Genomic DNA, 13,650 nt, shown 5'->3' with positions numbered 1-13,650 from the left:
CCAATATTGTTAACAGCTGGAGTATTGTTTTCAGCTACGTTTTATTCCCAAAAAATGAATTATCCTAAAGCTATAAAAGGAAATCAAACCGATACTTATTTCGGAACTGCAGTTGCAGACCCGTACAGAGATTTGGAAAATGATTCTGAACCTACCAAAAAATGGGTAGACGAGGAAGTTGCCTACAGCCAGAATTATTTATCTAAAATTCCTTTCAGAAAGGAAATTGTAAAGCAGCTGACAGACATCTGGAATTACGAAAAAATCGGTGCACCTTTCAAAGAAGGAGATTACACGTATTACTATAAAAATAACGGGCTTCAGGCGCAATCTGTTTTGTACAGAACCGATAATAAAACCAAAACGACAGAAGTTTTTTTAGATCCAAATAAATTTTCAGAAAAAGGAACGACGTCACTTTCAAGTCTGTCTTTCAATAAAAAGGGAAACTTAGCAGCTTATGCCATTTCAGAAGGTGGAAGCGACTGGAATAAAATCATCATCATCGATGCTATAACCAAAAAACAAATAGACGAAACCATTGTTGATGTAAAATTCAGCGGAATTTCTTGGCATGGCGATGAAGGTTTTTACTATTCTAGCTACGACAAACCAAAAGAAGGAACCGTATTATCTGGAATGACGGATAAACATAAAGTTTTCTTCCACAAATTAGGCACAAAACAGGCTGCAGATCAGTTGATTTTCGGAGGAGATAAAACACCGAGAAGATATTTAGGAGCAAGCGTTTCGGAAGACCAGAGGTTTTTAATTATTTCTGCAGCCAATGCGACCAACGGAAACGAATTGTATATCAAAGATTTAAAAAAAGGAGGAGACTTCGTACAGATCAATAAAGGCTTTGATATCAACGTAAATATTGTAGATACAGAAGGCGACAATCTTTTCATTTTCACAGATAAAGACGCTCCCAATATGCGTCTGGTAAAAACTACCATTCAAAACCCATCTCCTGAAACATGGAAAGACCTAATTCCTGAAACAGATAATGTATTGGGGATCTCCGGCGGTGGCGGTTATTTCTTCGCAACTTACATGGTTGATGCAATTGATAAAGTAAAACAATTCGACAAAACAGGAAAACTCATCAGAGAAATTTCTCTTCCCGGAAAAGGAAATGTAGGCGGTTTTGGAGGTAAAGAAACCGAAAAAGAAATGTATTACTCTTTCAGCAACTACATTACACCAGGAACGACGTATAAATTCAATGCAGATACGGGAAAATCCGAAGTTTATCAAAAACCTAATGTGAAATTTAATCCTGAAGATTATGTTTCGGAACAAGTATTCTACACGTCAAAAGACGGAACAAAAGTTCCGATGATGATTAATTATAAAAAAGGAATTAAACTCAACGGGAAAAACCCAACGATGCTCTATTCTTACGGTGGTTTTAATATTAGTTTACAACCTTCATTCTCTGTAGTGAATGCAATCTGGATGGAAAATGGCGGGATTTATGCTGTTCCAAACATCCGTGGAGGTGGAGAATATGGGAAGAAATGGCACGATGCAGGAACTAAAATGGATAAGAAAAATGTATTCGAAGATTTCATTGCTGCAGGAGAATATCTTCAAAACAAAGGTTATACTTCAAAAGAATATATGGCACTTTCGGGAAGGTCAAACGGCGGATTGTTGGTTGGTGCAACCATGACGATGCGTCCGGATTTGGCTAAAGTAGCTTTCCCGGGAGTTGGCGTTTTAGATATGTTGAGATACAACAAATTCACTGCAGGAGCGGGTTGGTCTTACGACTACGGAACTGCCGAAGACAACAAAGAAATGTTTAATTATCTTAAATCTTATTCTCCGGTTCATAATGTAAAAGCAGGAACTTGTTACCCTTCAACGATGATTATCACGAGTGATCATGATGACAGGGTTGTTCCGGCACATTCATTTAAGTTTGGTGCAGAATTGCAGGAAAAACAGAAGTGTACCAACCCTATTTTGGTAAGAATTGAGAAAAATGCAGGTCACGGAGCAGGAAGAGCTACCGATCAGGTGATCAGTGAAAATGCAGATTTAATTTCTTTTGCTTTGTATGAAATGGGAATAAAAAAGCTGAATAAATAATTATTACCGTCATTTCCAGTAATGAACTGGTTTGTAATGAGAAATTTTAAAAAAAGCGAGATTGTAAGTACAGTCTCGCTTTTTTTAGCACTTTAGCCAAATAAGATGCAGTGTTCTTTTCTGCAGTGTAAATATCAAAATTCTTTTGTGACTAATGTGTTTTATATTCGTTGTTTTATATTGAAAATCAATCACAATACATTCTCTCAAAAATGCTTACTTTTAAGGTCTTAAATCAGAACTCATGAGAAGGGAAATTCAAAACAAAAATCCCCAGTTTAGTATATTAGAAAAGCATCTTGAAATTTATCAATTCGAGAAAGACGGATTAGAATTAAAGTCAAAATATACAGCTGAAGATATTAAAGATAAAAGTATAGCAGACAGTTCTCCCGGAATTGCCCCTTTTTTAAGAGGACCTTACTCTACGATGTATGTTCAGAAACCTTGGACAGTTCGCCAATACGCAGGATTTTCTACAGCAGAAGAATCTAATGCTTTTTACAGAAGAAACTTGGCAGCCGGGCAAAAAGGCCTTTCCGTGGCATTCGATTTGGCTACACACAGAGGCTATGATTCGGATCACGCAAGAGTAGTTGGTGATGTGGGAAAAGCCGGTGTTGCTATTGATTCTGTTGAAGATATGAAAATTTTGTTTAATGAAATTCCATTGGATGAAATCTCAGTTTCTATGACGATGAATGGTGCCGTTTTACCGATTCTTTCTTTTTATATTGTTGCGGCAGAAGAACAAGGCGTTTCCCAAGATAAGCTTTCAGGAACCATTCAGAATGATATTTTGAAAGAATTTATGGTGCGTAATACTTACATTTATCCGCCAACACCTTCCATGAAGATTATTGCTGATATTTTTGAATATACTTCTAAAAATATTCCAAAATTCAACTCCATTTCAATTTCCGGATACCACATGCAGGAAGCAGGTGCCACGCCGGTTTTGGAAATGGCTTACACTTTAGCCGATGGGTTAGAATATGTAAGAACCGGAATAAAAGCAGGTATGAATGTAGATGATTTTGCTCCAAGGTTGTCATTTTTCTGGGCAATTGGGATGAATCACTTCATGGAAATTGCAAAAATGCGTGCAGCAAGATATATTTGGGCAACATTGTTGAAGCAATTTAATCCTCAAAACCCAAAATCTTTAGCATTAAGAACCCATTCTCAGACTTCCGGATGGTCTTTAACAGAACAAGAACCTTTTAACAATATCACAAGAACTGCCATCGAAGCTTTGTCTTCAGCTTTAGGTGGAACCCAATCTTTGCACACAAACGCTTTGGATGAAGCTATTGCTCTTCCTACAGATTATTCAGCGAAAATTGCGAGAAATACTCAAATTATTCTTCAACAGGAAAGCGGAATTTGTGATGTGGTAGATCCTATGGGTGGAAGCAATTTGGTAGAAGCTTTAACTCAGCAGATGATTGAAGAAGCTATGAAATTCATCGATGAGGTAGAGAAAGAGGGCGGAATGACGAAAGCCATTGAAGCCGGAATTCCGAAAATGAGAATTGAGGAAGCTTCTGCAATAAAGCAGGCTAAAATCGATAGTGGCGAAGAATTTATCATCGGTGTCAACTCTTTTAAATCAAATTTAAAACAGATGCAATTGGAGATTTTAGATATTGATAACACCGAAGTTCGCAGAAAACAAATCGAAAGACTAGAATCTATAAAACTGAGCAGAAATTCTGAAGCGGTTGAAGAAGTTTTAAACGAAATCCGGGAGTCTGCAAAAACAGGAAACGGAAATCTTTTGGCATTATGTATCGAAGCGGCTCGCAGAAGAGTTACTTTGGGCGAAATGAGCGATGCTATGGAAGAAACTTTCGGACGCTATAAAGCCAACATCAGAACTATACAGGGAGTCTACGCTATGAATGCAGGTAAAAACGAATACTTTGGAAAAGCCCTTGCTCTTACCCAAAAATTTGAAGAAGAAGAGGGGCGCCGCCCGAGAATTATGGTGGCAAAAATGGGACAGGATGGTCATGACCGTGGTGCAAAAGTGGTAGCAACAGCATTTGCTGATATGGGATTTGACGTTGATGTTGCCCCATTGTTTCAAACTCCGGAAGAGGTGGCGAAACAAGCGGTAGAAAATGATATTCATATTTTAGGAGTATCTTCTTTGGCAGCGGGCCACAAAACTTTAGTTCCTCAAGTCGTGGAAGAATTAAAAAAACTCGGTGCAGAAGATATTACGATTGTCGTTGGTGGTGTAATTCCGCAACAGGATTATGAATACTTGTATGCGAATGGAGCTGATTTTATTTTTGGTCCCGGAACGAATTTGCCGAAATGTGCGGTGGATATTTTGAATCGGTTTTTAGATTAAATGAATATTCTACACGAAAAATCAATTCTAATGAGATTCGCTCAATCCCACAACAGAATTTTACCTTAGCTATCATTTTTGTGTAGATTCAGATTATGGATATAGGATTTATCCTTTTTATCTATTAAAGTTTTCTATTGAAGATTTGGGAATGAGTTGTCATGAGATGTGAACGATAATAATTTTAATGAAATTGCAATGAAAGAAGCAAAGATAGATAGGGATGAAAACTTTTATGATTTCAAATTATTTTTAACATTCTTTTAAGCCTACTCTTGCACACCATTTGCATCTACAGTCTTAACCAAAAACAAAATATTATGGCTTACACAGTGATTTCAGTATTTCCACCCACAGTAGATACGGAGGAAATAAGAGCAGAATTAGTAAATAACGGGTTTGGAGACGAAGATATAACCGTTTCAAAATCAAAAATTCATGAAGAGGCTTCAGATAATTTTGAAGATGATGAAAATACAAAACATTTTTGGAATCATATTTTTTCAAGTGACAAGAAAATGCATGATGCGTACAGCAAAAAAAGCAGAGGAAACACAACGGTAGTGCTTTATACTGCCAATTATGAAGAAGCACAAAAAGCTAAATTTATTCTCGACGGAAAAGGGGCCATTGAAATCATTAAGCAAAGAGAAGGAGAACCCATCAGAAAAGAAGTTACCGACAACATACCCGAAGATGTAGAAAGAGGAATTATAGCAAAAGCTAAACATAATCTATATTTTTTGGGCTCAGAACGAATGAATTCAGCAACACCTGGGCAAGGAATGAGTGATACAATGGATGGTTTAGGATCCAAAGATTAAAATATTCTTCTATAAAAATAAAAAACGACCGTCAAAATGATGGTCGTTTTTGTATTATAATTTCCAAGACTTCAGTAGCCAGCGGTATATCAGAATGTTTACAAAGAAATACACAAGTACCGGAATGATGATAATGACTGTCCACAGAAACGGATTCACATACATCGAAAGTAAACCGTTAGAAACATCCGATTTCGCAAGCAGATATTGTCCGGCAGCAATCACCCCTAAACTTAAAATTAAAACAAACATTAAGTTTAAACTAAACTTCCTGCTGATATCACTTACCATTTTTTTCGGCGAATATCCCAAACTGTTTTTAATAGAAACTTCTTCCTGTTTTTCCAGAAACTGAATTTTAATAAAATTTACAATAATATAAAGGCATAATGCGAAAATGAAAATACCTAAAACCGCAATAACTTTTAAGACCAGAAATAATTTTGACTTAATTTTTGCCGATCGAAGGCTTTCCTGATTAGATTCATAACCGTTTTCTTTCATTTTAGAAACCAATCCTTCATCTCCCGAATCTTTTACCTGAACCAAAACCCTGTTGTAAATTTTAGGATGGCTGGCAAGCTCAGGTTTTGCCGCAGCATTCAGCGAATCAAGGAATTTTTTCGGAATCAAAACAGAATGAATCCTGTCTGAAAGCCCAACCATTTTCCCTCTATAAGTTTTGTTTTCCTTGTTAATAGTAATGTTGATGTTGATTTCAATTTTTTTAGCGAAATCTTCAGAAATCTGCGGTAAGCCTTGGTTGATGGCAAATCCGTAGTTGTAAAGATTCAAATATTCTCTTGAAATAATAATAGGAATTTCGTCTCCTTTCACCTGAAATTCTTTTTCCGATAAAGGAACATCAATCGCTTTCAAATCTACACTTTCAAAATATAAATCGGTATAAAAGGGAATGAAATCTCCGCCATTGGCCGAAGCTTTAAATTCGTTGGCAGAAAAAGGATAAATACTTTTTACCTCAGACCAGTTTTTAATTTTTGAAATATCATTTTCATTAAAACCAAGAAGTTCTTTTCTTCCGATATTTTCCGGAGTTAGTTTCTTACTGAATGTCAACCAATAGTTACTATCAGAGCTTTTATTTCCGAATAAACGGTTGGCATTTTCGTACAATTGCAGACAAGACAAAACCAAAATAAAGGCGATGAATAATCCTGCGTATAAAATAAGTGAATTGAAAATTTTCTTCATAGCATTATAAATGAAGAATGTGATAATTATGTTCGAAAGGAAACTCGTTTAGTTCAAAAAAGATAACCGAACTTCCGCTTTCCTCAGAAATTTCATTGATTAGAGAAAAAGCAATCTTCTTATTATTGATGTCTAAGTGGCTGAAGCATTCATCATAAATCAAAAAGTCTGTAGGATTAATCAAGCTTCTTACGATGGCGCTTCGCTGGCGTTCTCCGTAAGAGCAGTTTTCTGCTTTTTTGTTTAAAAGGGTCTCAATTCCGAGCCTTTTGGAGTAATCTTCCATTTTAGATAAGTACTGTTTCCGGTCTTTATTAAAAACACGAAGCAGAATATTCTCAGAAATCGTGAGATTTTTAATCATCCTCACATCCTGAAAAAGCAAACTTATGCCTTGTCTTCTATGTTCAACAATTTTCTCCAGATGCAACGATTTCACAAATTCAGTCCCATATTTTATATCTCCTTGATACTGAAAATGAGTTCCCAGCATTGCCGTCGCAAGAGTAGATTTCCCACTCCCGGACGGTGCTATGATTAGATTTTTTTTACCTTTTTCGAAAGAGATATTTCTGTTCCAGATTTCAGAATCTTCAATGTTTTTCGGGGTAAAATATTTTGGCGAAATATTATTTAAAACAATACTAGTCATTCATTAACAAATAATACAGTGCGTTTTCGTCTTTTTTATCCAAAGTAAAAGTAGATTTCGAAACAAGATTTCCACCCTCTTCCTTAGATTCATTTACCATATTGATGATTTTTACAGTCGCATTTTCTTTTTGATTGTAATCTTTACCATCAGACCAAGAATAAGACATAATGCCAGATTTCTTGTCCAGACTCGCATTTTTACCCTCTTTTTTAGTTTGGAACTGAGAAAGTACCTCTGCGTTGTCAGATACAATTACTTCATTGTCTGTTACCATATATTTCTTACCTGCAGAAGTAAGGTACTGATCCATCAAACTGGTTAATGTAGCTTTGTTTTTTGGGTTAAATCCTAAAACGATAGCATTGTCTGATCTGTAATTGTAATAGTCTGTAGTATCTTGTTTTACTTTGAAATCCACAAAAGCATAATCTCCAGTGAAAGTTGAAGTAATATCTTCCAAAGACTTATTGCTTGAAGCCAAATAATGATTTATGGTGGCTTCAAATCCAGCTTCTTTTACAAGATATTTCATGAAATCCAAACTGAAAAATCCAATAGTATAAGATTTTGCATTATCTAGCTCTACATTTTTTACAAGATCGTAGTTTACTTTGTTTTTGTCATAGTATTTTTCTACAATTTTCTTCATATCACTATTGAAAAAAGTATTTGTTGACATTTCAGCTTTGCCTTTATCAAAATTAAAATCGAAACCAATACCAGAATCTTTAATTAGCTTATTAATAGCAAGAGTTTCAATATAACCTTTTGATGCAAAACTGGCTACTGCAGCAAGATTTACCCATCCGCTTACGTCTTTGTCTCCAACTAAAGATTTATTTATTTGCTCTTTTATGGCAGCATTTTTTGTTCCTTTTCTAGCCCAGAAATCAGTAAAGTATTGAGCATTTATTCTTTCAGAGCCTTGAGGCATAGAAGAATTCATAGAATTGTACCCACCATAAGGATTGTATGCCTTCTCGCTTACCATGATTGCCATTTCGCCTTTCATGTTTCCTACAAGTTGTCCATTGATGAGGATATTATCTTTGTTGTCTATTGTGACTTTAGATTTAGTTAAATTAGACATGCTTGTTTGAAATTTAGCTTTGTCATTAATCCACATAAAGGCTTTAGCATCAAATTCGGAATTCGTTTTGCCTTGATCAACTATAAAATAAAGTGGCTTATCGATGTCTATTCCAGATTCTCCAGGTTTATTAACCAACTGTAAAAACAGCTTTTCTTCTGCTTGCAGATTTTTTTTCTCTTTCAAAATTTTGTCCACCGGAATTTTGTTTGAGATTTCTTTAAGATTTACCCGAGATAATCCCAAAGTAGTGTCTGTAGTGTAAGTTAAGATCTCATCATTCTTGTTAGAATTACAAGAAAAAAAGATTACAAGTACAAATGCATAAAGTAATGTTTTCATTAAAGTGCTTTTCATATGAGTTTGAATTAAGGTAACAAATATAACATTTTGTATTACATTGAAATCATGAGGGAGTGAAAAAAAATAAATTTTTATTTTAAAATTCAAAAAAAATAATATCTTTGCATCTGAAAATCAAGTTCAACCAAATAAATAACAACGAAGCAATGTTCAAATACAACTTACATACATCAGTAGGATTGCCTTTTGCAAAGGCGAGGCTTCGCGGTTTGGTACATTCTTAGAACAACAGTATAATGAAATATCAAAACCCGAAGTCGTAAGATTTCGGGTTTTTTATTGCGCAATATTTCAAACTCAAAACGTTTCCCCGAAATCAATTTTTTATTAGGAGCTGTTTGACTACGTCGAATTGTTACTTATTATTTTTTTAAGGAGCAATTTCCCGCTTTCCGCTATATCTTTTTTGCCTTCGCTTTTTTCAAGCCAACGCAAAAAAAGGATACCGCTGCAATCGGGGCTAGAAACTACAACTCCTAATCAACATTTGTCATAAAAAACAATGTGACAGTAAAAAATCAACTAAAAATCTAGTTGAAAAAAAATCCGATGTGAGAATGTCTATCATCTCACGTCTATTATCTAAAAATCAAAAAGATGGGAAATTTAAAACTAAAAGGAAAAGATATATTAAAACTAGGATATCCAAACAACCAGAGCGTCAACATTGCTTTGGAAGTGATGAAAAGAAATTTTGCAACCAAAAATAGTCATTATGTAAAATCTCTTTTAAAGGAAATCTACCAAAATCCGGAAAACTTCGAGAAAGATTTAACCTTCGGACAAATCGCGGAAGCTTTGCTTTCATCAAAGAAAACAGAAAAAAGAATGCTCAACACCAACCGAGCAAATTTCCAGATTTTCGGAAACAATATTTCAGATGAGGCAAAAAACCAACTGTACACTGCATTGAAACTGCCGATTGCAACACAAGGTGCTTTGATGCCAGATGCACACAGCGGTTACGGACTTCCGATTGGCGGAGTTCTCGCGGTAGAAAATGCTGTGATTCCTTACGGAGTCGGGATGGATATTGGTTGCAGAATGGCACTCAGTATTTTGGATACACCAATTTCATATCTCGATGGCGCAAGAGACAAATATGAAAAAGCGCTTGCCGAACACACCAAATTCGGAATTTACGAAACGCACAAATCTTACGTTGACCACGAAATTTTCGATAGAGATACGTTCGATTTAATTCCGATTTTGAGGAGATTAAAAGGAAAAGCCATCAAACAAATGGGAAGTTCCGGCGGTGGAAACCACTTTGTAGAATTCGGGGAAGTGGAGATTACGGAAGAAGACAAACAGATCAATCTTCCAAAAGGAAAATATCTCGGAATACTTTCTCATAGCGGTTCGCGTGGATTGGGTGCTGAAATCGCTCAATATTATTCGAGAGTGGCGACAGAACAATGTCCGTTGCCAAAAGAAGCGCAAAACTTCGCCTGGCTGGATTTGAGCACACATCTGGGATTAGAATATTGGACAGCGATGAATCTCGCAGGAGATTACGCTTCGGCCTGTCACGATGATATTCACAGAAGATTGGTGAAAGTCGTTGGTGGAAGAGTGAAAGCCAGGATCGAAAACCATCACAATTTCGCGTGGAAAGAAATTCACAACGGAAAAGAAGTGATCGTTCACAGAAAAGGTGCAACTCCTGCCAACGAAAATGAGTTGGGAATGATTCCGGGTTCTATGACGGCAAAAGGTTTCATCGTTCGTGGAAAAGGAAATCCAGATTCACTGAACTCAGCATCACACGGAGCTGGGCGAGCTTTTTCGAGAGGAGAATGCAGAAACCGTTTCACTCAAAATGACATTAAAAAAGAATTAAAACTCAAAAATGTCACCTTGATGGGCGGAAATACCGAAGAAGCACCGATGGCGTACAAAGATATCAATGAAGTGATGAACGCTCAAAGTGAATTGGTCGACATCCTCGGAACGTTTCAACCCCGAATTGTGAGAATGGATAAATAAAATGGTTGTTAGTTTTTGGTTGATGGTTATTAGAATTTTCTTAGCACCATCAACTGACAACCATCAACCGACAACAAATTTAAAAACAATGGACAAAATAATACAAATCACCTCGGGAAGAGGACCTTTAGAATGTCAATGGGTAGTTGCCAAAGTTCTGAAAGTTTTCCTTGAGGAAACAAAACAAAATAAAATCGATTACGAAATCATCCACAGAGAAAATGGCGATGAAAACCTGACTTTGAAATCAGCAACTTTACTCTTAAAAGGAAAAGAAGTCAACGAATTTCTGAAAACCTGGCTTGGAAGCGTTCTTTGGATTGGTAAAAGCACGTTTAGAAAATTCCACAAAAGAAGCAAATGGTTCATCGGGTTTTTTGAACTGGAAGGTTTGGAGAAAATCGATTTTAATGAAAAAGAAATTCAGCTTCAGACGGCGAGAAGCCAAGGAAGTGGTGGGCAAAACGTGAATAAAGTGGAAACAGCAGTTCGTGCGACTTATGTGAAAACCGCACAAAGTGTTTTTGTTCAGGATTCTCGTTCGCAACTGGAAAATAAAAAACTTTCCATCATCAGACTCAAAGAAAAAGTGATGGAATTTCATATCCAACAACTGGAAAAACAAATGCAGGAAACATGGAACAATCATTTGAATGTTCAAAGAGGAAATCCGATCCGAACATTCTCGGGAACCGATTTTAAAAAGAATCATCAGGAAAAATCTTTCAAAAAAGAAAGAAATCAACTGAAAAATGAATTAAAAAATTACAGAAATGACCATAACTAAAAGTAAATATTATTTCGAAGCTTTGGATAATTATCCATACAACTTGCCAGATTGTCTGAAGGCATTGAATTATGCGCTTTCTTACGATCCTGAAGATGCGGACAGTCTTTGTCTGATGGGAAGAATCTACAGTGAAATGCTAACCGATTATGAAAAAGCAAAACTGTATTTCAAAGAAGCGATGCAATGTGATGTGACGAATCTGAATACACCAAAATACTACATAAAATGTCTTTTGGATAATGAAGATTTGCAGGAAGCAGAAAAACTGATCAATTATGCTTTAAAAATAAAAGGAATAGACAGATCAATTTTATTGTTTTACAGGGCTTTGCTTTCCGAGATAAGAGGAAGCTTTGTGAATGCTTTGAAGTTTTTGAAAGAAGCAGAAAAGTATTGCTTAACATCACAAAGTTTAGATTTGATGAAAAATAGAAAGAAATTTATAAAATCTAAAATGCCTAAGAAACTTGGAGACAAGAAGAAAATGGTATAAATGTCTTTATTTTGATAAAATAATTCTCTAGCAGTATTGATCATTCATATATATAAGGAATGTATTTCTAAGAATAGAGTTATCAAATATCAATAAGTTAAAATCAAGCTATAATTGATGATGTTTATCAGCTTTCTTATCAAATTTTTCAAATTGTTAAAAAACCTTAATAAATAAAACCTCAAAACTACCATATACGGACGTCTGAGGTTTTATTTGTTTTAACATAACTAATAATTATGTTAAAGTGTGTTAAATAGAGTGGTTTTATACGTCGTTTTCGAAACGTTTTTAGTGTTAATCGATATTTTTGTAACGCTTTAAAGATAAAAAAGACGTTTAACACGATAATAATTTATATATGAAGAAAAGAGTTTTGTTGTATTTGGTAATGCTAATTTCTACTGTAAGTTTACAATCTTGTGTTACTAATTATGTTGTTTCAAAACCAACAACCTACATTAAAGACAACAAATCAGATGCCAATTTTGCTGCTGTTGATAATAAAAAATTACAAATAGACAAAAAACAACTTATTAGTTCTTTTGTTTCTGAAAATTCAATAGCTTTATCTAATGCAAAAAATAAACTGAAAAATTCTGAAATTGCAAAAGCAATTAAATACAATAAGGTAATAGACAATATTCTTACAGAAGCAGAGACTTATTTAGGAACTCCTTACAGGTATGGTGGGACGAGTAGAAATGGGATAGACTGTTCAGCTTTTGTACTATCAGTTTTCGGAGCAGCAGCAAGTCTTACATTGCCAAGAGTTGCAGCATCTCAAGCACAAGAAGGAGAGTCAATTGATAAAACAGAGTTACAGAAAGGAGATTTGGTTTTCTTTTCCCACGGTAGAAGAATCTCTCACGTAGGTATAGTTGAAAGTATTTCAGAAGATGGCGATGTGAAATTTATCCACGCTGCAACTTCCAAAGGAGTTATGGTTTCATCTCTTAGTGATTCTTATTGGGGCCCAAAGTTTAGATTTGCCAAGAGAATGATTAATGAGAATGGCGAAAGTTATAATACTCCATCCAATTACGAAGTACAAGCAAGTTTATAATACAAATAAATAATTGATAAGAAAGAGACTGAATTTTCAGTCTCTTTTTTTTTGCTTAAAATTTTTTCACTAATTAAAGTAGAAAAGGTAGAAAATAAATTTATACATTATTAATTCTATGCCAGATGTTACTATTTTGATCTGTGTACTCCTTCACTGTAACTTGCATTTTTTTTATGAGCCGGGAACCCGCTGTCCGCTGTATCTTTTGCTCTTCGTTCCTCATCACAAAAGGATGCCGCTACCATCGGGGCTATAAAGAAGATTTATTCCTAAAACACGATCCAGTAAACAAACCTTTTTGGTGGTTCCCACAAAATATTTTCTTTCTAATCTAGACGCAGCAGTATATAGAAGAATCCATATTTTAAGATCTAGTATTATAAAACGCATTTTTTCAAAATCAAAATTTCATTAGAGATTTTTCATTTTATCATTTTGCATTATTTAACACCCGAAAAGATTCAAATGTAAACTAAAAATTCGCATAGCTACTTTAAAAAAAAAGGATTTAGGAGAACACAATTTTCATCTCTATATATAGATCAGCATTTAATTTTAGTAAAGATTTTGTTTCGGATAATTATAATATTGAATTTTCCCAGGCCCAAATGATGCAGTATATTCTATTATTATTTCATCACAAGACGCTAAACCCGCCCAGCTTCTCCTATAAAAAGCAAAAAAAACCTTTTTTTTAAAC

Annotated in this window: 10 protein-coding genes; 7 read left to right on the top strand and 3 right to left on the bottom strand. The window is 35.0% G+C overall.

What is annotated here, in order from left to right:
• Positions 1-54: 54 nt before the first annotated feature.
• From BW939_RS00050 to BW939_RS00040, 3 genes are all read left to right on the top strand, one after another.
• A complete protein-coding gene (locus tag BW939_RS00050; RefSeq protein WP_228417052.1) occupies positions 55-2,100 on the top strand; it encodes a prolyl oligopeptidase family serine peptidase in 2,046 nt (681 codons plus the stop codon).
• A 244-nt stretch (positions 2,101-2,344) separates the two neighbouring features.
• Complete coding sequence (scpA, locus tag BW939_RS00045; protein ID WP_076448568.1) at positions 2,345-4,462, top strand: methylmalonyl-CoA mutase; 2,118 nt, start codon at positions 2,345-2,347, stop codon at positions 4,460-4,462.
• A gap of 320 nt (positions 4,463-4,782) precedes the next feature.
• Positions 4,783-5,286 carry a hypothetical protein gene (locus BW939_RS00040; protein ID WP_076448566.1) on the top strand — a complete coding sequence of 168 codons (504 nt, stop codon included), beginning with the start codon at positions 4,783-4,785 and terminating at the stop codon, positions 5,284-5,286.
• A gap of 54 nt (positions 5,287-5,340) precedes the next feature.
• Here BW939_RS00040 and BW939_RS00035 read toward each other — a convergent pair whose 3' ends face one another.
• Genes BW939_RS00035 through BW939_RS00025 form a run of 3 tightly spaced genes read right to left on the bottom strand, consistent with a single transcriptional unit; the run spans position 5,341 to position 8,588 of the window.
• Positions 5,341-6,501 (bottom strand): ABC transporter permease, encoded by a 1,161-nt coding sequence (locus tag BW939_RS00035; RefSeq protein ID WP_076448564.1) that lies wholly within the window; start codon positions 6,499-6,501, stop codon positions 5,341-5,343.
• A 4-nt stretch (positions 6,502-6,505) separates the two neighbouring features.
• Positions 6,506-7,153, bottom strand: a complete 648-nt coding sequence (locus BW939_RS00030; protein WP_076448560.1) for an ATP-binding cassette domain-containing protein — start codon at positions 7,151-7,153, stop codon at positions 6,506-6,508.
• Positions 7,146-8,588, bottom strand: coding sequence for a DUF4836 family protein (locus BW939_RS00025; protein WP_159439247.1), 1,443 nt, complete (start codon positions 8,586-8,588; stop codon positions 7,146-7,148). Before BW939_RS00025 ends, BW939_RS00030 begins: the two co-directional genes overlap by 8 nt.
• Before the next feature lie 618 nt (positions 8,589-9,206).
• Between BW939_RS00025 and BW939_RS00020 the strand changes: the two genes are divergently transcribed.
• The 4 genes from BW939_RS00020 (at position 9,207) to BW939_RS00005 (ending at position 12,947) form a co-directional block, all read left to right on the top strand.
• Positions 9,207-10,598 (top strand): RtcB family protein, encoded by a 1,392-nt coding sequence (locus tag BW939_RS00020; RefSeq protein ID WP_076448556.1) that lies wholly within the window; start codon positions 9,207-9,209, stop codon positions 10,596-10,598.
• An 88-nt stretch (positions 10,599-10,686) separates the two neighbouring features.
• Entirely contained in the window at positions 10,687-11,385 is a 699-nt protein-coding gene (gene prfH, locus BW939_RS00015) for a peptide chain release factor H (RefSeq protein ID WP_076450042.1), read from the top strand.
• A complete protein-coding gene (locus BW939_RS00010) occupies positions 11,372-11,881 on the top strand; it encodes a tetratricopeptide repeat protein (protein ID WP_076448554.1) in 510 nt (169 codons plus the stop codon). The genes prfH and BW939_RS00010 overlap by 14 nt, the downstream gene beginning before the upstream one ends.
• 361 nt (positions 11,882-12,242) lie before the next feature.
• Positions 12,243-12,947: a C40 family peptidase gene (locus tag BW939_RS00005; RefSeq protein WP_076448552.1), complete on the top strand. Its 705-nt coding sequence runs from the start codon at positions 12,243-12,245 to the stop codon at positions 12,945-12,947.
• Positions 12,948-13,650: the final 703 nt, after the last annotated feature.

Origin of the sequence: Chryseobacterium piscicola (assembly GCF_900156685.1) — a bacterium.
In the GTDB taxonomy this organism is placed as follows: domain Bacteria; phylum Bacteroidota; class Bacteroidia; order Flavobacteriales; family Weeksellaceae; genus Chryseobacterium; species Chryseobacterium piscicola.
The sequence above is the reverse complement of the archived record's forward strand: the minus strand, read 5'-3'. Positions and strand labels throughout refer to the sequence as shown.

What these genes read in the sequence shown, in the direction of transcription:
- BW939_RS00040 (WP_076448566.1), top strand. Translation starts at nt 4,783, where the DNA reads ATGGCTTACACAGTGATTTCAGTATTTCCACCCACAGTAGATACGGAG.
- BW939_RS00025 (WP_159439247.1), bottom strand. Translation starts at nt 8,588, where the DNA reads ATGAAAACATTACTTTATGCATTTGTACTTGTAATCTTTTTTTCTTGT.
- scpA (WP_076448568.1), top strand. Translation starts at nt 2,345, where the DNA reads ATGAGAAGGGAAATTCAAAACAAAAATCCCCAGTTTAGTATATTAGAA.
- BW939_RS00020 (WP_076448556.1), top strand. Translation starts at nt 9,207, where the DNA reads ATGGGAAATTTAAAACTAAAAGGAAAAGATATATTAAAACTAGGATAT.
- BW939_RS00050 (WP_228417052.1), top strand. Translation starts at nt 55, where the DNA reads ATGAATTATCCTAAAGCTATAAAAGGAAATCAAACCGATACTTATTTC.
- prfH (WP_076450042.1), top strand. Translation starts at nt 10,687, where the DNA reads ATGGACAAAATAATACAAATCACCTCGGGAAGAGGACCTTTAGAATGT.
- BW939_RS00030 (WP_076448560.1), bottom strand. Translation starts at nt 7,153, where the DNA reads ATGACTAGTATTGTTTTAAATAATATTTCGCCAAAATATTTTACCCCG.
- BW939_RS00010 (WP_076448554.1), top strand. Translation starts at nt 11,372, where the DNA reads ATGACCATAACTAAAAGTAAATATTATTTCGAAGCTTTGGATAATTAT.
- BW939_RS00005 (WP_076448552.1), top strand. Translation starts at nt 12,243, where the DNA reads ATGAAGAAAAGAGTTTTGTTGTATTTGGTAATGCTAATTTCTACTGTA.
- BW939_RS00035 (WP_076448564.1), bottom strand. Translation starts at nt 6,501, where the DNA reads ATGAAGAAAATTTTCAATTCACTTATTTTATACGCAGGATTATTCATC.